Here is a 20,920-nt window from a genome sequence, read left to right as displayed (position 1 = left end):
ATTTTGCTGTAACAGGAATTTTACAAAACCAAGTAAACGCATTGTTTTATATAACAAAAAGCCGCTCATTACGAGCGGCTTCATTCAAGTTTGCTTGGTGCGCCATCGCTAATTAAAGACGGCTAATTTCTTTATTGAGTTGATATTCGCGAGACGTTACATAAGTTTCCATTTTACGAAGTCGAACTTCTGCTTTTTCAAAACGATTACGAATATCGTGAAACGCTTGTTTTGGTGGCTCGCCCGCCTGCCAAACTTTCGTTTTCACTTCCACTTTTGGGCTTTTTACCTGACCACCGTTGGGATTTGTCCATCCCTTACCTTTTGAGAAAACAGGTTGCGTTGGTGCATTTTTTAACCCAATAGGTTTTTTATCGAGGATGAACCAAGCTGCAATGTATGCAACAAAGATGAAAGGTCCGGCTAACAAGAAAAAACCTGTTACAACTAAAATCCTTACTAACCAAGTTTCTAAGCCGAAATATTCAGCTACACCCGAGCACACGCCTGCAATTCTTGCATTTTCTGGGTTGCGATAGAGCTGCTTACCGTTTCTCATGCTCTATTCCTCCACTCAGGTGCCTCGCTGTCTAAAATGGCCTCTAGAGTTTCAATGCGTTCGCTCATTTTCTCGGCTTTCTCGGCTAAGTCTTGCAAAGATGCGTGCTCTTCTGCACTCAATCCCTGATTCACTTGCTTCTTGCTTCGATAGTGTAATATTAGCCAAATTGGAGCAACGAATATTGAAAACACCACAAGGGGCATCACCAACATTGCAATCGTACCTTCATCCATCTCAATCTCTCCTACAAACTCTGATGTAATTACCCTCCTTCCGATTTCACATCCGGAGGGTACACCCTATTCTTATTATTCTGATTTTTCGGTGCTTGTGTTTGCACCTTTTACTTTCGCTTTAAGCGCAGCAAGTTCGTCTTCAACTTTGTCACTGGCCTCTAGTTCAGCAAACTCATCCTGTAACGTTTTCTTACCTAGATCGTAAGCTTCAACCTGCGACTCAAGGTCATCGATTTTACGCTCATATTGCTCAAAGCGTCCCATCGCATTATCTACTTTAGTGCTATCCAGCGTCTTTTTCACTTCAAGACGAGAGCTTGCAGTTTTCTGGCGCATAATAATCGCTTTTTGGCGACTCTTCGCATCCGCTAGCTTTTCTTGAAGCTGACCAATTTCATCCTGAAGTTTGCTGATTTGCTCATCAACAATAGCCAGCTCTTTACTTAACGCTTCAGCAGCTTCTGCAGACTTCTTCTTTTCCTGCAGCGCAGCACGCGCCAAATCTTCTCTGTCTTTGCTCAAAGCAAGCTCAGCTTTGGCTTCCCAGTCGCTTGCATCGCTTTCATACTTTGCAATTTGATTAACAATTTCTTTTTTGTTGGCTAAGGTCTTTGCTGATGCTGAGCGCACCTCAACCAATGTGTCTTCCATTTCCTGAATGATTAATCTAACCATTTTCTCAGGATCTTCCGCTTTATCTAAAAGCGCATTAATATTCGAATTCACAATATCTGTAAAACGCGAGAAGATACCCATAATAATTACCTCTTGCTAAAAATGGTAAGTGTTTAAAAAACACCACACTTGATAAATAGGTTACTCTTGGTATTAGTTGTATTCAATATGCTTGCCAACTTTATAACTGTGCTAACCTGCTATTTTTCATACACTTTTTATAAGTTCAAATAATACTCGTTTCTCAATATGTTTTGTTCTACACTATTAATTGGTCGAAATGACTAACTTTTGAGGGATTTAATGAGTAGGTATCGACAGCAAGACAATTTACTTGGCCAAGCGAATAGTTTTCTAGAAGTTTTAGAGCAAATTTCACAAATTGCTCCGCTAGATAAACCTGTGCTGGTAATAGGTGAGCGAGGCACAGGTAAAGAGCTTATTGCCGCGCGACTTCACTTCTTATCTAAGCGCTGGGATCAGAACTATATTAAGCTTAATTGTGCTGCCTTAAGTGAAAGCCTATTGGAAAGTGAATTATTCGGTTATGAAGCAGGTGCGTTCACCGGTGCCTCAAAACGCCGCGAAGGTCGCTTTGAAGTGGCCCACAACGGCACCTTATTTCTTGATGAGCTGGCTAATACTTCTGGCCTTATTCAGGAGAAGCTACTGCGCGTTGTCGAATATGGCGAATTTGAGCGCGTTGGCGGAAGCAAGTCAGTAAAAACTGACGTACGCCTTATTGCAGCTACAAACGAAGACTTACCCGCGCTTGCCGATGCAGGTGAATTTCGTGCAGACTTACTCGACCGACTTGCCTTTGACGTAATTACCATTCCTCCGCTACGCGAGCGTAGGGAAGATATCATGATGTTGGCAGAAAACTTTGCTATTAATATGGCCCGTGAAATGGAAATGGAATTATTCAGCGGCTTTACAGAGAAGGCGAAGCGGACCCTTCTTGATTACGATTGGCCAGGCAATATACGTGAACTAAAGAACGTGGTCGAACGTGCAGTGTATCGAACAAATAATCCTCATCTGCCCGTACATGAAATCGTTCTTGACCCCTTTGAGTCAGCTTATCGCCCGAAAGGTAGAGTGAAGACCAATGACAGAGTGAATACGTCCGACTCACCCGTTTCTCAATCCCCTTCAGAGGCCGCTGCCACCAATGAACGCATTGAAAGTGCAGACATTACGCCACTGGCACCAGTGAAAAAGCCAGAAATTGTTGAATATCCCATAGATTTGAAAGAACGTTCTCAACAACATGAGATAGATATGATAAAACAGGCACTTGCTGACAGTCAGTTTAATCAGAAGAAGACTGCTGAAAAATTGAGCCTGACGTATCATCAGCTGCGAGGCTATCTCAAAAAATATAACTTACTAGATTCTTCCGCGGAAAGCGTCGAGGCGTAAAGCATGTCCCATGGTTTGGTAAAGCGTTTGTCATTATGTATATGTACAGCGCTTCTTGTTGCATCCTGTGCTAAGCAGAACAAACAAGCGTTTTACAATACGGGTATTATATACTGCTCTGAAAGCAATCCAGTTACCTTCAATCCGCAGCTAGATACATCAAGTACAACGTCAGATGCATCTTCACACCAACTCTACGACAGATTGCTTGATTTCGACCCTGAGTCTGGTCGCATCGTGCCTAGTTTGGCGAGTAGCTGGTTAGTGAGTGATGACGGTCTTACCTACGCTTTTCAACTGAGAAAGGATGTATGGTTTCACAATACGCGCTACTTCACGCCAACACGAAACTTTAACGCCGACGATGTTATCTTCAGTGTAGACAGATGGCGCCTACGCTCCCATCCATACCATTACGTATCTGGTGGGCGCTATCCCTACTTCGAAAGCATAGGCCTTGCACAAAATATCGCGTCGGTAGAGCGCGTAAACGGCTACCGCGTTGAAATTACACTTAAGCGCAGGGATAGCTCATTTTTGGCAAATCTAGCAACCGATTTCGCCGTTATCTTATCAGAAGAATATGCTAACCAGCTGGCACAGACCGGCACGCCGGGCAAAATCGATGAGCTTCCAGTAGGTACTGGCCCCTTTAAATTCGATAGCTATCGCAAAGATCATTTCATTAAGTTCCTGCGCCACGACAACTATTGGCGTGACCAAATGGAAGATGCGCCTACGAGTGATGAAGTCCTAAGCGATAACAATACTGTAGAGAGTGCCAACCAAGAAGTTGAAAATGCCCAAGGTGGCGAAGATACTGTTCAAGATGGTACAGCACAAAACGGTGACGAAACGCGCCCTGTTGTAGAGCAGCTTATATTTGACATTACGCCAAGAAGCTCACTGAGACTGGCTAAATTAATGACAGGTGAATGTGACGCTACCGCTTTTCCTGCACAGACTGAACTTGAAGTGATTCGGGCAAAAGAAGATCTGACGCTAGCGGAAAAACCAGGACTAAACATTGGATTTTGGGCGTTTAACACTCAACGCCCTCCTTTTGATAACCCAGATGTAAGACGTGCGCTAGCGGCCGCAATCGATAAGAACACATTGCTAGAAGCGGTGTATTTTGACAGTGCTACTAGAGCTAAGACCCTGCTGCCTGCGGCAAGCTGGGCGTTTCAAAATGACGCAGACGATACCGCCTACAATCCAGTTCTAGCGCGCAAATTATTAGCTGACGCCGGAGTTAAGGCCGGCTTTTCTATGACGATATGGGCTATGCCTGTTGAACGCTCTTACAATCCTAACGCAACAAAGATGGCCGAGCTCATTCAGCGTTATTTGCGTGATGTAGGCGTAGAAGCAACCATTGTCAGTTACGATTGGACTACCTTCAGACGCCATCTTCAGGAAGGCCTGCACGACTCGGTATTAATTGGTTGGTCTGCCGACAACGGAGACCCAGATAACTTCTATCGTCCGCTATTGAGCTGTGGCGCTATACCCTCAGGTACAAATCGTGCCATGTGGTGCAGTGAAGACTATGATAAGTTACTCAACGACGCTCTTCAGACAGATGATATTGAAGAACGCACAGCCATATACCGGCAAGTTAACCGATTATTATACGAACGCCTTCCTCTTGTTCCCATCGCACATGCCTATCGCTATCAGGCATACAGGAATGAACTAGAAGGAATGACCATTAATCCCTTTGGCGGTGTACGCTTTGGTGGAGTAAAAAAAGCACTGTGATCCAGATCCTCGTAAGATACTGCACTTTATTTATATTAACGCTTTTGGTGTTAGCGATTATGTCGTTTTCACTCGCCTACCTTTTTCCAGGCGATACACTTGAAAACCTAACAGGACTCGTGCCGCAAAATGAAATTCAACGCGCGGCATTGGAGCGGCAATTTAAACTAGATCAGCCCTATATTTTCCAGTTTTTCTATTATGTAGGCAATTTGCTCACTGGTGACTGGGGATACAGCTTTACGTCAGGCCTGCCGTTAAGAGAAGAGGTAGGTATTGCGATGCCAGCCACAATAGAACTGGCAACCTATGCCATGTTGATGGCGTTATTCATTGGAATACCGCTTGGTTATTATGCGGGGATTCGCAGCTATTCAACGTCGGATCACCTAATAAATAGTGCAAGTATAACAACCTATTCTTTTCCTGTTTTTTGGTTTGCGCTCCTGCTTATATTGGTTTTCAGTTTGCAGCTAGACGCTGCACCGCTGTCGGGTCGTATCAGTTTGCTTTATAACATCGAACCCGTGTCAGGCTTTATTCTCATTGATATATTATTGTCTGACATAGAAAACAAGACCTTAGCCTTCAAGGATGCGTTATCGCACTTAGCATTACCTACGTTTGCCATTGGTGCTATCGCCACCGCTTCGATGATACGTATAACAAGACGTTCTGTTATAGACGTGAAACACCGCCCCTATATCGCTGCAGCAATATCTAGAGGCCTTTCAAGTTGGCAGATATTCTTTCGTCATATTCTACGCAACGCGTTACTGCCCATTTTACCGCTAATGGCGATACAAATTACGACATTAATAACGAACGCGATGATTGTCGAAACCTTGTTTTCTTGGCCGGGGATCGGTAATTGGCTGATTCAAGCTATTTATCAGCGAGATTACCCTGCCCTTAGAATTGGTATGATGGCAGTATCCACGGTAGTAATTACACTCACGATTCTCGTTGATTTGTTTAACCGAATGATTGACCCAAGCAGAGAGAAATACGAACGTGCCACAGTTTAGTTTATACGACGAAGAATTCCATCCGTCGCCGTGGCAACGGACTTGGGCATCATTTAAAGCGAGCCACATCGCCATGCTTGGCCTGATTATGCTGGCGTTGTTTGTTGTTTGCGCGCTGTTCGCACCAATCATCACTCCCTATGATGCCGTGGAACAAAATATCGACGGACTGTTAATACCGCCTAGCTGGTTAGCTAATGGCTCTATATCGCACATTTTCGGTACTGATGCGTTGGGTAGAGACCTATTTACCCGCATAATTTATGGGTGTCGCATCACACTAGGCTCCGCATTCATTACTGTTGTGCTTGCCATGTTAGTCGGCGTTAGCCTTGGGACCTTTGCTGGCATGCTGCGAGGTGTTCGCTCAAGTATCGTCAACCACTTACTCGATGCACTTATGGCCATTCCCACGCTACTTATTGCGATTATTATCGTTGCAATATTGGGTACCGGTCTGGTTAACAGCATGTGGGCAATTACCCTTGCACTTATTCCACAGTTTGTGCACCACACAAGAAGTTTTGTGCGCGCCGAAATGAAAAAAGAATATATAGTGGCGTCTAAATTGGACGGTGCCAGTAGATGGCAACTTTTTGTTCATTCTATACTACCCAACATGACCGAAATGCTGGTTGTACAGGGCACGCTTGCACTTTCTATTGCCGTTATCGACATATCTGCACTTGGTTTTCTGAATTTAGGCGCACAGTCACCGCTTCCTGAACTTGGCGTTATTCTAGCTGATGGGCTAGATGTTGCTTATCTAGCACCGTGGAACGTTGCCGTCCCCGGCATGGCAATATTCTTCATGGTGCTATCTATCAACATTGTGGGTGACGGTTTGCGTTCAGCACTTAGAAAAAGAGTGAGTCATTAATATGCCAATGCTTGATATTAAAAACCTCACCTTGGAAATGCAGAGCAGCGATGGCGCAATTAAAGCGTTGGACAAAGTTAACCTGTCAGTTAGCAGCGGGGAGATTCGCGCACTGGTAGGAGAATCTGGCTCAGGCAAAAGCTTGATCGTGTCCGCCATTTGCGGAGCCCTTCCTAGCCAATGGAATTTAACGGCTGACCGCATGAGTTGGAATGGTGAAAACCTGCTGAGTATGTCTGTGCAGCAGCGTCGTGAGGTAATGCGCCGAGAAATAGCGGTCGTGTTCCAAAACCCACAGGCAAGTTTAGACCCATCGGCAACGCTTGGCGAGCAGTTGGAAGAGAGCATTCCCGATGAATTTGTTGAAGGTAGCTGGTTCTGGCAACGAGCACAACACCGCAAAAAGATCGCAATAAGCACCGTTCACAAAGTAGGAATAAAGTACCACAAGCATTATTTAAGCGCTTTTCCTCATCAAATACCGGCTGACATAGGTCAAAAATTCATGATTGCGATGGCCTTGGTTTCACAGCCTAAATTGCTCATCGCCGATGACCCAACTCGGGGAATGGAACCTACAACAAAAACACAAATTCTGAAGCTCTTCACGCGTTTGAATCAGACCCGCTCGCTCTCGATCTTGTTTGTTAGTCACGACCTACTGGCAATTGCAAGTATGTCCCACTCTATGACGGTGTTGTATGCAGGGCAGACTGTAGAGTCAGGTAGAATGAAGCACATTAAGAAGCGCCCTCTGCACCCTTACACAAAAGCATTACTAGACAGCGCGCCGAGCTTCAGAAAAGATTTACCACCGAAATCGCTGCTACCCACGCTTGGTGGCTCAATTCCTACTCTACAGCATTTGCCTATTGGTTGCCGATTAGGTCCACGCTGCCCTCGTGCACAGCGCGCCTGTGTACAAACGCCAGCCGTGCGTAAAATTCACGATCACAATTACAGCTGTCACTTCCCTCTACATATGGAGAAGCTGTAATGGATATCATGCAGGTTAAAGATCTCACGTTTATTCATAACGAGAGGAAACGTTGGCTAAAACGTCCTGAAGTTTTTCAACTTGGTCCAGTGAACTTAAGCGTAAAGCGCGGTGAAACCATTGCAATTATTGGTGAAAATCGCTCAGGCAAATCCTTGTTGGCTAAGCTCTTGGTAGGTGCACTGCCTGCTGATGCAGGTGAAATTGAAATTAACACGCACAAATATTTAGCCAAATACCAGTCTAAAGATAGCCAGCAAAAACGTACCCATGACATTCGTATGATCTTGCAGCATAGCTCCGAGTCTATGAATCCATCGGTTCCTGTGGGAAAAATTTTGGATGAGCCATTGCGTTTGAATACAGGCCTAAGCGAAGCAGAACGCAAACCAATTATAGAAGATATGTTGGTGAAGGTAGGCCTCTTGCGCGAACACTATTACTTTTATCGACATATGCTTTCTGATGGACAGCAGCAGCGCGTAGCGCTAGCCAGAGCCATTGTGTTAAAGCCCAAAGTGTTGGTGGCTGACGAACCCTTTGCAGCGTTAGACCCTTCCATTCGTTCGCAAACGGTGAATCTTATATTGAAGCTTCAGCAAGAACTTGGCTTGGCGTTTATCTTTATTAGTCACAACTTGGGTATTGTACGACACATTGCAGACAGGATTATTGTGATGGAAGGCGGTGAAATTGTAGAAGAAGGCAAGACCGAAACTATCTTTAGGTGGCCCCAGCATACGCGCACTAAGAAACTCGTTACCGCATACCAATCTCTGGTGCCACAAAACACAATTCGAGAATAAAGAGCTTATCGTTTGGGTGCTGTTTTCTTTGAGAAGCGCACTTACGTACCGAACTGGCACGCTCTACTCGTCACAAAAAGAAAACCCTAGAAAGCCTTTTTTTGAACAAACGCCATGCAATAAAAAAGGGGCAAATAAATTGCCCCTTGTACAGCAATGCATTCGTGCTTTCTAGCCAACCAGAGCCAACAGAATACCTGCGGCAACCGCACTACCTAGCACGCCAGCCACGTTAGGCCCCATTGCATGCATAAGTAAGAAGTTATGAGGGTTAGCTTCTAGCCCAACTTTGTTCACCACTCTGGCTGCCATCGGCACAGCAGAGACGCCAGCTGCGCCAATCAGTGGATTTATACTGCCACCCGACAGCTTACTCATTAGCTTGGCCATGAGTACGCCTGCGGCAGTGCCTATACCAAACGCGATAGCCCCAAGCCCCAAAATACCTAAAGTCTCGACCGTAAGGAATGCTTCAGCTGATAACTTTGATCCTACTGCTAAACCAAGGAAAATGGTGACCGTATTGATGAGCTCGTTTTGGGCTGTTTTGCTCAATCTGTCTACCACGCCACACTCTTTCATTAAGTTACCGAAGCAGAACATGCCGACAAGCGGCGTTGCGGCCGGTAAAAACAAGATAGTCATAAACAGCACAGCAAGCGGGAAAATAATCTTCTCTCGCTTTGACACAGGTCGTAGTTGACCCATTTTTATTTCGCGCTCTTCTTTTGTGGTCAGCGCTTTCATGATAGGTGGCTGGATAATAGGTACCAACGCCATATAAGAGTATGCAGCGACTGCAATCGCACCAAGCAAATCAGGCGCAAGGCGTGAGGCGAGGAAAATAGCCGTCGGCCCATCCGCGCCACCTATGATAGCAATGGCACTCGCGTCTTTTAACGTAAACTCAAAGCCAGGTATAAGGTTTAGCGCAATCGCGCCAAACAAGGTAGCAAAAATACCGAACTGCGCGGCTGCGCCAAGTAACAACATTTTGGGGTTAGCAATAAGCGCACTGAAATCAGTCATTGCGCCTACGCCCATAAAGATGAGCAGAGGAAATACCCCTGTATCTATGCCGATTTTGTATATGTAGTGCAGCAACCCACCCGCTTCTGAAAAACCAGCAATAGGGATGTTAGTAAGCAATGCACCAAAACCAATGGGCAGTAAAAGCAATGGCTCAAACTTTTTAACAATGGCCAAGTACAACAAGCCGAAACCCACTGCCATCATTATAAGCTGGCCGGCTTCAAAGTGCGCAAGCGCGGTACTATCCCAAAGTACCATTAACTTATCCATGTACTACCCCAATAAGATTAACGGTTGACCACTGGTTACGGCATCGCCCTCACCTACGGTAATGTCTGTGACCGTACCGGTGTATGCGGAGCGGATCTCTGTCTCCATTTTCATGGCTTCTAAGATCATCACCACATCGCCTTCTGACACGCTGTCGCCGTTTCTCACCAAGACTTTGAAGACGTTACCTGCAAGCGGTGCATCAATAGACTGAGAAGAAGTAGAGGCTGATGACGCAGCACTCTTAGTTTGAGGCTGTGCTTGCGTCTGAGAGCTACTAGCAGGTGTAACGCTCGTCAGCGTACCTGAAGGCGCCACTTCAACGCGATACACTTTTCCATCTACATTTACATCGTAAGTTTCACTCGTTGTAGCCCCCTGTGAGCTTGACTTGGCTTCAGCAGGCTTAGGCGCACTCGAGCTTTGCGACTCTTGCGCGCTAGGTGCAGGTTCAAACGCATCAGGGTTGCCGCGGTTTTCGATAAACTTTAGGCCTATCTGCGGGAATAAGGCATAAGTCAAAACATCATCAATTTTATCGTCTGACAGCGATAGTTGCTTTTTCTCAGCCAGTTCATCAAGCTCTTTACTCAGTGTATCCAGCTCTGGTGCAATATTGTCAGCAGGGCGACATGTCACGGGCTCTGCGCCATCAAGCACACGCGCCTGCAAATCCTTGTTTACTGGTGCTGCGGTAGCGCCATATTCACCTTTAAGAACGCCTGCGGTTTCTTTTGTAATGCTTTTGTAACGCTCGCCGGTGAGTACGTTAAGCACTGACTGCGTGCCCACGATTTGTGAGGTTGGCGTAACAAGAGGAATGAACCCAAGATCTTCCCTCACCCGTGGAATTTCTTTTAACACTTCTTCGAATTTATCTTCAGCGCCCTGCTCTTTAAGCTGACTTTCCATGTTGGTTAGCATTCCGCCCGGTACTTGAGCCAAAAGAATACGTGCATCTACCCCTTTGAGACTGCCTTCGAACTTGCTGTATTTCTTTCTTACTTCCCTGAAGTAACTGGCAATGTCTTCAAGCTCAGGCAATGAAATGCCCGTATCGCGCTCAGTACCTTCTACGATAGAAACCATGGTCTCAGTTGCGCTATGGCCATAAGTCATGCTCATTGAAGAAATAGCCGTGTCCAGCATATCAATACCGGCATCGATAGCTTTTTGATACGTCGCCGTACTCAACCCTGTTGTGGCATGGCACTGCATGGCAATAGGTACATCAACCGTTTCTTTTAATCCGGTAATCAATGCCTCGCACTCGTACGGTTTTAAAAGCCCAGCCATATCTTTTACGCAGATAGAATGAACCCCTAGGTCTTCAAGCTGTTTCGCCATTTCGAGCCAAAGCTTAAGATTGTGCACAGGGCTTACCGTATAAGAAATTGTCCCTTGCGCGTGAGCGCCACTGTCTATGGTCGCTTTTATTGCGGTTTTCAAATTTCTAATGTCATTCATGGCATCAAAAATTCTAAATACATCTACGCCACTTTCGTGAGCACGCTCTACAAAGCGAGTGACAACATCGTCAGCATAATGGCGGTAACCCAATAGGTTTTGACCACGCAACAGCATTTGCTGTTTCGTGTTAGGCATGGCTGCTTTTAGCTTTCTGATGCGCTCCCAAGGGTCTTCCCCTAAATAACGAATACAGGCATCAAATGTAGCACCACCCCAAGATTCAACTGACCAAAAGCCAGCTTTATCTAGTTTTTCCGCTATGGGAAGCATATCTTCAATACGCATGCGCGTAGCAAGAAGGGATTGGTGGGCATCACGCAGAACCAGCTCGGTAAGGGCCAGAGGCTTAGACATGGTAACTCCTGATTAGGCTTTATTTTTTAGAATTTTGGCGATGGGTATGAATTGCGGCAGAAATAGCTGCGATAACGTTTCCGTCTATTCCTGGTTGTACCGCTTGATTGTTTCGACTCAAATTAGCTGAAGGCCCTTTTAAATTAGCTGAAAGCTCTGCTGTTTCACCGGGAAAAGCTTCACAAAATCGGGCAATGAGATGAATACCCACAATAAGAAGCCCTAAGAATGAGAAAACAAATACCATTCCTATAAGCATAAGAGAACCTGCTTCAAAGAGCAGGCTAGCGACGGATCCCGAATCCATATTCAATCCTGTTGTTATTTTGTACCTGAATAAGTATCACGTGGTTTTTCAAAACACAACAAAGTAGCATAAAAAACCACTTTAAAATGAATAAAACCCGCCAAAATGAAACTTAATGCATTATTCTTTAATAAATTTGCAACAAAAGCATATTTTAGGAATTAGCATAAGCGTTGCCGATGCCAGCAATCTACGTTTACGTTCATTTATACTCACGTCTTAATGAAAGCCTATATTTTCCGTAAAGTCACTGTCTAGCTGTTTAGCGAAATCTTTCGCATGCATCGCCACTAATTCTAGTTGCATATGTCGTTCATCCTTGGGTACGTAAGCAGGCACATTTACTGGGCTTCCCTCACAGTCCACCGCCATAAAAGTTATAAAACAGCGATTTGCGACAGACGTAGTGTTTTCCGTGGCGTCGCCCGATTTAACCACAACATAGATATGCATACTTGACGCACCAGTGTGTACCAACGATGCGGTTATCTCAACTAGCTGGCCTACTTTTATAGGTTTTATGAAACGTATGCCATTGGCAGACACCGTGACGCAGTAACATTTGGACCATTGCGCGGCACAGGCATAGGCTGCTTGGTCAATCCATTTCATTACAATGCCACCGTGAACGTTACCGCCAAAGTTTACGTCGGTAGGTTCTGCTAAAAATCGGAAAGTAGTAGATGGATGTGCCATAGCGTACCTCGCGCTTTACTGCTGTTAGACACATTAAGTTTAGCTTAAATTTTGAACAGCGCGCTTAGACGAAAGTGGAGAGAACAAAAATAAAAGGAGTAGAAATGAAAAAACCCACCTAAAAAGGTGGGTTTTTCAATATGGCGCGTGTGGAAGGATTCGAACCTCCGACCGCCTGGTTCGTAGCCAGGTACTCTATCCAGCTGAGCTACACACGCGTAAACTTGTGTACTTTTGAATTCTACCTCAAAAGGCGACGCTTTAAAATAAGTGGCGCGTGTGGAAGGATTCGAACCTCCGACCGCCTGGTTCGTAGCCAGGTACTCTATCCAGCTGAGCTACACACGCGCAAAACTTGTTGTTGGCCGTCACTGCCAACGAATAATGGCGGAGAGGGAGGGATTCGAACCCTCGATACGCGTATATGCGTATGGTTCCTTAGCAGGGAACTGGTTTCAGCCACTCACCCACCTCTCCTTGACTGCGGGGTGCATTTTACGGATTCATTGGCCTGAGTCAAACCTTTTTTATAAAGAAATTGTTCACCCGCTGCCATTTTAAACGATTCGAGCAAAAAACCAGTAATTTGTTCGCAATACAAGCAATTAAACCGAATTTTATTTAACGATGCTCGTTAATTTGCATTTGAATATGCGCAGCTTCATTGCAGTTTTAACTGACCCGCCTTAATAATTTAGTCAATTTTTCAAAAATAATATCGAAAAGTTTTGAATTTATTTGTTCATAACCAAGTACGCTGATTCGTATTACTTACTTAAGTTATTTAAAAACGCTCCAAAATCTCAGATAAAGCGGTTAATGTCTCGATTTAAAAATCGTCCACCCAGAAGGCATTGTGCTAGAAAAAAGCTGTGCACGACCCAGAGACTTAACTTGGTCGTTAGCGCGAGACATCACAACGTCATTTCTGGCGAAATAGAACAGAAACAATAGGCTTGCGCTAAAGCCCGATAAGATTTACTCACTTAAAACAAAAAAGGCCAGCGTAAGCTGACCTTTTCCAATGAAGCGTATAATGCAATTATTCTGCAGAGCCTGGCTGACCGCCTTTTTCTGCTTGAATGCGCATGTATATCTCTTCACGGTGCACAGAAACTTCTTTTGGTGCATTCACACCGATACGTACCTGATTCCCTTTTACACCTAGTACGGTAACGGTTACATCGTCACCAACCATAAGCGTTTCACCAACTCGACGAGTCAAAATAAGCATTCGCTTGCTCCTGTTCCTTAATACTGAACATCATCCATTAAGATTTGCCAACCCATCGGCACGACCCGATGGAAGCGACAGTGATTCCATGTTTCTGCGTCACTTCAAAAACTCACTGTTATACACAAAAATAATTATAGCTTATCTTGTAACCAAGCGTTAACCGAATCTAGCGCCTGGCCCAAGTTTTCAGGCTGGTCACCGCCTGCCTGTGCCATATCTGGACGACCGCCCCCTTTGCCACCTACTTGTGATGCGACAAAGTTAACTAGCTCGCCCGCTTTAACTTTACTAGTGAGGTTTTTAGTAACGCCAGCAATAAGATTCACTTTCGCGTCATTAGCCACACCTAATACTACGATCCCTTCACCAATTCGGTTTTTAATGTCATCCATCATTGAACGCAATGACTTCGCTTCAACACCTTCCAAATTCGCAATAAGAACTTTAACGCCATTTATCTCTACTGCATTACTAAGCATATCAGCACCTTGCTGACTCGCCAGTTTTTGTTTCGCAGAATTGAGTGCTTTTTCTAGTTCTTTAGTCTGATTTTGTAGAGAAACTACGCGATCAAGTACATTTTGGCTGTCTGTTTTCAATAACGCAGACAATGAAGACAGTGTCGCTTGTTGGGTTTGCACGACTTCAAGTGCATGCTCGCCAGTAACTGCTTCGATACGTCGAACGCCCGATGCAATACCCGCTTCACTGGTAATTTTAAACAAGCCAATATCACCAGTACGTGTAACGTGAGTACCACCACATAGCTCAACAGAGAATGGTCCCATGGTTACCACGCGAACTTTTTCGTCGTACTTTTCACCAAATAGCGCCATTGCGCCTGATGCTTTGGCTTCATCCAAATCCATTAGTTCAGTTGCTAACGTGTGGTTTGCACGTATTTCTTGGTTAACTCGTCTTTCAATCTCAGCAAGTTGCTCAGCCGTTACTGCCTCAAAATGCGAGAAGTCAAAACGCATGCGCGGCGCTTCAACCAATGAACCTTTCTGAGTTACGTGCTCACCTAAAATTTCACGCAGTGCTGCATGAAGTAAATGCGTTGCGCTGTGGTTCTTTTTAATGGCTTCACGATTTGCTGCATCAATCGCTGCGGTTGCCGTATCACCTTTAGATACCGAACCTTTAGCAATACCTTTGTGTGCAAACGCATTACCCATTTTTTGGGTGTCAGTAACAATGAATTCACCGTTTGCCACGCGAAGCACACCTTTGTCACCTGCCTGACCACCGCTTTCAGCGTAGAACGGTGTGCTGTCTAATACCACAACGCCTTCTTGACCGTCTTCAAGCTTCTCAACAAACGCATTGTCGGCAATAAGTTCAACCACATTCGCCTGGCCTTCTACATCGGTGTACCCAGTAAATGAGGTTGTGTGGTCAATGGCGAGTTTACTATTGTAGTCTGCACCAAAGTTGCTAGCCTGCTGTGCACGGGCACGCTGTGCTTGCATAGCAGCTTCAAAACCTTCTTCGTCAATCTTAAGGTCGTGCTCACGTGCTACATCATTGGTTAAGTCAGTAGGGAAACCATAGGTGTCGTAAAGCTTAAACACTACGTCACCCGGCACTGTGTCGCCTTCTAGAGTTTCTAGTGTATCGTTTAGAATAGCCATACCACGGGCTAACGTTTTGCTAAACTGCTCTTCTTCAACACGTAGTACTTTTTCAATTACCGGTAGCTGGTCTACAAGTTCTGGATACGCTTCACCCATTTCTTTTGCAAGTGATGCTACAAGCTTATAGAAGAAAATATCGTTTGCGCCAAGTTGATAGCCGTGGCGGACAGCGCGACGAATAATGCGACGTAATACGTATCCGCGCCCTTCATTTGATGGCATAACGCCATCGCAAATTAAGAAGCTGCACGAACGAATGTGATCGGCGATAACCCGTAGCGATTTATTTTCTAAATCTTCGCTTCCAACAATTGATGCTGCTGATTTGATCAAGTTTTGGAAAAGGTCGATCTCGTAGTTGCTGTGCACGTTCTGCAAGATAGCGGAAATACGCTCTAGGCCCATACCGGTATCGATTGAAGGCTTAGGGAGTGGCTCCATGGTACCGTCAGCTTGTTTGTTAAACTGCATAAATACCAGGTTCCAAATTTCGATAAAGCGGTCGCCGTCTTCTTCTGGTGTTCCCGGAGGACCTCCCCAAATGTGCGCACCGTGATCGTAAAAGATTTCAGAACAAGGACCACATGGACCGGTATCGCCCATAGACCAGAAGTTATCTGACGTACTAATGCGAATAATCTTTTCTTTTGGAACACCAATATGGTTTTCCCAGATGTCGAAAGCTTCGTCATCTTCAGAATAAACGGTGACTAAGAGCTTTTCTTTTGGCAAACCAATTTCTTTGGTAAGGAAATTCCACGCAAACTCTATCGCTTCTTTTTTGAAATAATCGCCAAAGCTGAAGTTACCCAGCATTTCAAAAAAGGTATGGTGACGCGCAGTGTAACCCACGTTCTCAAGGTCGTTATGCTTACCACCTGCGCGAACGCAGCGCTGTGACGATACCGCACGGGTATAGCTGCGTTTTTCCGCACCTAAAAAACAGTCTTTAAACTGGTTCATGCCCGCGTTGGTAAAAAGAAGTGTGGGATCATCTGCCGGAACCAGTGACGAGCTCGCCACCGCTTGGTGGCCATGGCTTTTAAAATAATCGATAAACTTGTTACGTAAGTCAGCAGTTGATAATGTCATTGAAAACCTAACTTCCTTTATTCTATTTTTGAAACGTGCGATTTGCCTGTTCTAATGAGCTTTATAATCGGGGCAGTTTGCGAATACGCAATACGCTTATCCTCGCTATAATTCTCTGGATAATTAAAATGCACACAAATTTGCGCAACAATACCATGGATAACGCAATTTTGTTAAGTGTAACGGGGAGAAGATAGGCTCAAATTTCACTTTAAATCGACGAAAATAGCCAGTATTCATAAAACGAATCGCCAACGGCATCTATTTGTCGGTAAACATGAGCATAAACCAGCCGTTTTAGCTAGATTCGTTTGCGCTTACCGCATATTCAATGTGATCTTGGTAAAAGCCACGATATTGAAGAAATTGTTTCTGCTTTTGTCTCAACGCGAATTCGGTTTCATAAAACTCGCCAAACTTTTTCTCTTTTACTTTTTTAGCACTTTCAAACCAGTCAGCGTCAATCTCTCTCATTGCGTGTTCTGCAGTACTTTCATCTACACCGTATTGCTGTAAGTCTAATTTAATTGCGCGGGGTCCCTTCCCTTTTAAATACAATGCGCGAGCTCGGCTTTCTGCAAATCTAGCATCGCTTTGGATATCAGCATCTTTGAATTCCTCCAGAATAGGCATGAAAGCATCACTCGCTATTCCCTTCTGCTGCAACTTTCGCATAATCTCGTTAAAGCTATGCTCTCGTCGTGCCAGCATGCGAGTAATCGCGTCGGTAATGATTTTTCGGTCGAACTCTGACATTTTTGTAAACTTACTCTTCTGTATTAAACGTAGAAACCGCGTTATTTTAGCGTTAATTACTCGTACATTGCGACTATCTAGCGTTTTACGCACTTAACCTCTACATGATGTAAACTGCATGACAGCATCCAACTATCGCATAACAATAATAGATTCGATTGAACAGATCTCTAAAGAGCGCTGGCAATACCTCGCAAAAGAATCGGGTCCTTTCGTTTCTTATGAATTTTTACATGCGCTAGAACGCAGCGGCTCGTGCAGCAATGAATCTGGGTGGCAGCCTTGCCATATTGCTATAGCGAAAGGTCAGCATGAGGCTGTTAATCTCGTTATTCCCGGCTACCTGAAAACTCACAGCTACGGTGAATACGTGTTTGACCACGCATGGGCTAATGCTTATGCACAGCACGGTCTCGACTATTATCCTAAATGGATATCGGCCATCCCCTTTACCCCCGTAACAGGCTCTAGACTACTTTCTGATGGACACATTGCGCTTACTCCGTCACTTTTAAGTGAACTGGAAAATACATTGACAGCGTATGTAGAGTCCGTATTTGGTGAGGCTTTATCTTCTTTTCATTGGCTATTTCCCAATGAAAGCACCTCGGCTCAACTTATTGGTAAAGGCGAGCCTGAGGCCAGTGCATTAGCCGCTGATTTGCCTAATGACCAATTCAAAGTTCAACCCAGTATTCCCAACCACTACCTGACCCGATACGCAGTTCAGTTTCAGTGGCATAACTACGGTTATGGTGATTTCGACGATTTTCTTAACGCGCTTACCTCCCGCAAAAGAAAAGATATCAAGAAAAGTCGACGTAAACTGAACGAGCAAGGCGTCCGCTTTACCCATCATACTGGCAATGAGATTAGTCCAGAGACACTGCAGTTTTTCACAAAGTGTTACAAAGCAACCTATTTAAAACGAAGCGGTCACGTGGGATATTTGAACGATGCGTTCTTCGAGCAGCTAGTCGAGAGCATGAGCGATAACATGCTTATAGTGACGGCAATAGAGAATAAGGTAGCAGTAGCCAGCGCCCTCTTTTTCTATGATGAGACAGGACTGTATGGCAGATACTGGGGAGCACTGAAAGAAATAGACGGGCTACATTTTGCCTGCTGTTATTTTGAAGGCATTGAATTCGCCATTGAGAAAAAGCTATCGCTTTTTAATCCCGGCACCCAAGGTGAACATAAAATACTTCGAGGCTTCGAGCCCATTTATTGCCGTTCTCATCACAAATTACAACATCCGTCGTTTCACACTGCTGTAGCAGACTTTTTACAGCGAGAAACGCCACATATCGCAAGCTATTTTAATCAGGCACGGAATGCTTTACCGTTTAACAAGGAATTTGTGCCTACTTTAAAAACAACGAGTGTCACTGCACCTAACGACGACACTTATAATCACAACGAGAAAAACGATGAAATATAAACTTCTTGCCGTAGCGATTACGGCATCTTTGGGACTTGCTGGTTGCGGTCAGCCTGAACAAGCCCAAGAACAAACCAGCAATGTTGAAGCGCCAGAAATGAAGGGCGAAGCGGAACTAGGCTCTTTTGGCGTAGACTTGACCGCTCGCAATGAAGCGGTAAAACCTGGTGATGACTTCTTCATGTACGCGAGCGGTACATGGTACGACAACTACGAGCTGCCCGCTGACAAAACTCGCTACGGCGCGTTTACGGGTCTTGCAGAGCGTAGTGAAGAGCAAGTTAAAAACATCATTGATGGGCTAATGGAAAAGTCTTCACTAAATGCAGAAGAGAAGCTTGTTCACGACTTTTTCGTTGCTTATATGGATACCGATACTATCAACGAGAAAGGTATTGAGCCAATTAAAGACGTACTCACGTCTATCGATAGCATTGAAAACAAAACTGACCTAACCAAAGCATTTGGTAACAGCTGGTTAGTAGGCTCAACCACGCCAATTGGCGGCGGTATGTGGTACAACCGCCTTGACCCAAATGAATACCAATTAAGTGTTGGTGTTGGTGGTTTAGGCCTTCCTGATCGCGACTACTACCTGAGCGATAGCGAACGTTTTGTTAAAATTCGTGAAGCTTATGTAGCGCACATCGAGCAGATGCTAAATTTTGCAGGCGAAGAAAACGCAGCTGAAAAAGCGGCGAACATTCTTGCCCTTGAAACACAAATTGCAGAAATTCAGTGGCCTCGCGAAAAACGCCGTGACCGCGATCTTACTCTTAACCAGATTGAACGTAGCAAGCTGTCTGACGAGTACCCTGGCTTTGATTGGGATACGTATTTTGCTCAAACCGGTTATAAGGTACCTGAGCTAAATATTACACAGCCTGAGCCAGTAAAAGACGTTATTAAAATTATTAACGAAGCTGATCTCGCTGATTGGAAGTCGTACTTGAAATATCACACTATTTCAAACAATGCGGATTTCCTTTCTGAAGATATCTACCTAGCCAACTTTGACTTCTTTGGTCGTACACTAAGCGGTCAGCAAGAGCCTCGTCCTCGTTGGAAACGCGCAGTGAGCCAAATGTCTGGTACTGAGTCACTTGGTTTTGCTATCGGCAAGATTTACGTAAACGAATACTTCCCAGAAAGCTCAAAAGAGCAGATGGCAGAGCTGGTTGAGAACTTGCGTACAGCACTAGGTGAGCGTATTGAAAACCTAGACTGGATGAGCGAAGAAACCAAGGTAAATGCCAAAGAAAAGCTAATGGCATTTAACCCTAAAATTGGCTACCCAGACGAATGGCAGTCTTTCGACGGCGTAACCATCAGCGACAAAGACTTAGTAGGCAATGTTCGAAACCTACGCACATTCTTCCAAGACCAATCGGTAGAACGTGAGCTAGAGAAAACGGATCGCAATCGCTGGGGTATGACACCGCAGCGCGTTAACGCCTACTACAATAGCTCGTTCAACGAAATTGTATTCCCAGCGGCTATTTTGCAACCACCATTCTTTGATCCAAACGCCGACGCGGCAGTTAACTACGGTGCAATCGGTGCGGTAATTGGTCACGAAATGGGACATGGTTTTGACGATCAAGGCTCGAAGTCAGATGCAAACGGTATTCAGCGCAATTGGTGGACCGATGCTGACCGCGCAGCGTTTGAAGAAAAAGCGGATATGCTAGCCGAGCAATACAGCCAGTACGAGCCTATCGAAGGTAACTTCGTAAATGGTCGCAACAGCTTGGGTGAAAACATTGGTGACGTGGGTGGTCTAGCCATGGCTTACCACGCCTACAAACTTAGCCTTAACGGCAAAGAAGCGCCGGTAATTGACGGCCTAACAGGCGATCAGCGTTTCTTCCTTGCATGGGCACAAGTGTGGAAAGAAAAACGCACTGAAGAAAGCATGCTGAATCAACTTCGCGCAGGTACACACGCGCCAGGTCGTTATCGTGCACAAGCTCCAAGAAACCATGATGCATGGTATGAAGCGTTTGACGTGAAACCAGGTGATGCACTTTATCTTGCGCCAGAAGAGCGCGTAAGAATTTGGTAACTCATTGAGTTAAGCACTTAGTGAGCACATGCTAGCTTCTCGCGCCGGATAGCGATTTGTATCTGGCGCCAGCTAATACCAGTCCGCATAGCTCATTTAGAAAGTGTAGATAATTAAAAAGGGCGGTTCGACTTATCTCGAACCGCCCTTTTTATTTTTCTAATCAGTATTCGTCAGTGGTACTTAT

Annotated in this window: 18 protein-coding genes and 3 tRNA genes; 8 read left to right on the top strand and 13 right to left on the bottom strand. The window is 45.0% G+C overall.

The genetic code is table 11. From position 1 onward, the window contains the following. Positions 1-112 precede the first annotated feature (112 nt). The 3 genes from pspC to pspA all read right to left on the bottom strand — a co-directional run bounded on the left by pspC (position 113) and on the right by pspA (position 1,554). Positions 113-559 (bottom strand): envelope stress response membrane protein PspC, encoded by a 447-nt coding sequence (gene pspC / locus BZA03_RS00715; protein WP_110287710.1) that lies wholly within the window; start codon positions 557-559, stop codon positions 113-115. Next, the gene (gene pspB, locus BZA03_RS00710) at positions 556-795 is read right to left on the bottom strand and encodes an envelope stress response membrane protein PspB (protein ID WP_014948683.1); all 240 of its coding nucleotides are present in this window, start codon (positions 793-795) and stop codon (positions 556-558) included. Before pspB ends, pspC begins: the two co-directional genes overlap by 4 nt. Positions 796-870: 75 nt before the next feature. Then, positions 871-1,554, bottom strand: a complete 684-nt coding sequence (gene pspA, locus BZA03_RS00705) for a phage shock protein PspA (protein ID WP_014948682.1) — start codon at positions 1,552-1,554, stop codon at positions 871-873. Positions 1,555-1,776: 222 nt separating this feature from the next. Here pspA and pspF point away from each other — a divergent pair, with 222 nt between their 5' ends. From pspF to BZA03_RS00675, 6 genes are read left to right on the top strand one after another with little or no spacing between them, the layout of a single operon-like run. Next, entirely contained in the window at positions 1,777-2,898 is a 1,122-nt protein-coding gene (gene pspF / locus BZA03_RS00700; protein ID WP_075176159.1) for a phage shock protein operon transcriptional activator, read from the top strand. 3 nt (positions 2,899-2,901) lie between these two features. Beyond that, positions 2,902-4,662, top strand: coding sequence for an ABC transporter substrate-binding protein (locus BZA03_RS00695; protein ID WP_110287709.1), 1,761 nt, complete (start codon positions 2,902-2,904; stop codon positions 4,660-4,662). A gap of 59 nt (positions 4,663-4,721) precedes the next feature. Continuing rightward, positions 4,722-5,690 (top strand): ABC transporter permease, encoded by a 969-nt coding sequence (locus BZA03_RS00690; protein WP_014948679.1) that lies wholly within the window; start codon positions 4,722-4,724, stop codon positions 5,688-5,690. Beyond that, positions 5,677-6,570: an ABC transporter permease subunit gene (locus BZA03_RS00685; RefSeq protein ID WP_014948678.1), complete on the top strand. Its 894-nt coding sequence runs from the start codon at positions 5,677-5,679 to the stop codon at positions 6,568-6,570. The genes BZA03_RS00690 and BZA03_RS00685 overlap by 14 nt, the downstream gene beginning before the upstream one ends. 1 nt (position 6,571) lies before the next feature. Next, a complete protein-coding gene (locus BZA03_RS00680) occupies positions 6,572-7,567 on the top strand; it encodes an oligopeptide/dipeptide ABC transporter ATP-binding protein (RefSeq protein WP_014948677.1) in 996 nt (331 codons plus the stop codon). Next, entirely contained in the window at positions 7,567-8,373 is an 807-nt protein-coding gene (locus BZA03_RS00675; RefSeq protein WP_014948676.1) for an ATP-binding cassette domain-containing protein, read from the top strand. The genes BZA03_RS00680 and BZA03_RS00675 overlap by 1 nt, the downstream gene beginning before the upstream one ends. 171 nt (positions 8,374-8,544) lie before the next feature. Here the strand turns inward: BZA03_RS00675 and BZA03_RS00670 are convergent, their stop codons facing one another. The 10 genes from BZA03_RS00670 to BZA03_RS00625 form a co-directional block, all read right to left on the bottom strand. Then, positions 8,545-9,675, bottom strand: a complete 1,131-nt coding sequence (locus BZA03_RS00670; protein WP_014948675.1) for a sodium ion-translocating decarboxylase subunit beta — start codon at positions 9,673-9,675, stop codon at positions 8,545-8,547. Between the two features lie 3 nt (positions 9,676-9,678). Then, positions 9,679-11,499 carry a sodium-extruding oxaloacetate decarboxylase subunit alpha gene (gene oadA / locus BZA03_RS00665; protein WP_110287708.1) on the bottom strand — a complete coding sequence of 607 codons (1,821 nt, stop codon included), beginning with the start codon at positions 11,497-11,499 and terminating at the stop codon, positions 9,679-9,681. A 19-nt stretch (positions 11,500-11,518) separates the two neighbouring features. After that, on the bottom strand, positions 11,519-11,806 hold the full coding sequence (locus BZA03_RS00660) for an OadG family protein (RefSeq protein WP_110287707.1): 288 nt from the start codon (positions 11,804-11,806) through the stop codon (positions 11,519-11,521). Positions 11,807-12,025: 219 nt separating this feature from the next. Continuing rightward, positions 12,026-12,502, bottom strand: a complete 477-nt coding sequence (locus BZA03_RS00655; protein WP_110287706.1) for an acyl-CoA thioesterase — start codon at positions 12,500-12,502, stop codon at positions 12,026-12,028. Positions 12,503-12,643: 141 nt separating this feature from the next. Beyond that, positions 12,644-12,720, bottom strand: a tRNA-Arg gene (locus BZA03_RS00650). 53 nt (positions 12,721-12,773) lie between these two features. Beyond that, positions 12,774-12,850 (bottom strand) — tRNA-Arg (locus BZA03_RS00645). 37 nt (positions 12,851-12,887) lie between these two features. Beyond that, positions 12,888-12,979: transfer RNA gene (locus BZA03_RS00640), tRNA-Ser, on the bottom strand. A gap of 565 nt (positions 12,980-13,544) precedes the next feature. Further along, complete coding sequence (gene csrA, locus BZA03_RS00635) at positions 13,545-13,736, bottom strand: carbon storage regulator CsrA (RefSeq protein ID WP_012517705.1); 192 nt, start codon at positions 13,734-13,736, stop codon at positions 13,545-13,547. A 134-nt stretch (positions 13,737-13,870) separates the two neighbouring features. Next, positions 13,871-16,468 (bottom strand): alanine--tRNA ligase, encoded by a 2,598-nt coding sequence (gene alaS, locus BZA03_RS00630; RefSeq protein ID WP_014948671.1) that lies wholly within the window; start codon positions 16,466-16,468, stop codon positions 13,871-13,873. Positions 16,469-16,765: 297 nt separating this feature from the next. Then, positions 16,766-17,224: a regulatory protein RecX gene (locus tag BZA03_RS00625; RefSeq protein WP_014948670.1), complete on the bottom strand. Its 459-nt coding sequence runs from the start codon at positions 17,222-17,224 to the stop codon at positions 16,766-16,768. 118 nt (positions 17,225-17,342) lie between these two features. On the opposite strand from BZA03_RS00625, the gene BZA03_RS00620 reads away from it, so the two are divergent. Beyond that, a complete protein-coding gene (locus tag BZA03_RS00620; RefSeq protein ID WP_110287705.1) occupies positions 17,343-18,668 on the top strand; it encodes a GNAT family N-acetyltransferase in 1,326 nt (441 codons plus the stop codon). Then, entirely contained in the window at positions 18,658-20,733 is a 2,076-nt protein-coding gene (locus tag BZA03_RS00615; RefSeq protein WP_110287704.1) for a M13 family metallopeptidase, read from the top strand. The genes BZA03_RS00620 and BZA03_RS00615 overlap by 11 nt, the downstream gene beginning before the upstream one ends. The last annotated feature ends 187 nt before the right edge of the window (positions 20,734-20,920 follow it).

The organism is Alteromonas sp. I10 (assembly GCF_003201515.1).
GTDB lineage: Bacteria > Pseudomonadota > Gammaproteobacteria > Enterobacterales > Alteromonadaceae > Alteromonas > Alteromonas macleodii.
This window is presented reverse-complemented; position numbering and strand designations above follow the sequence as displayed.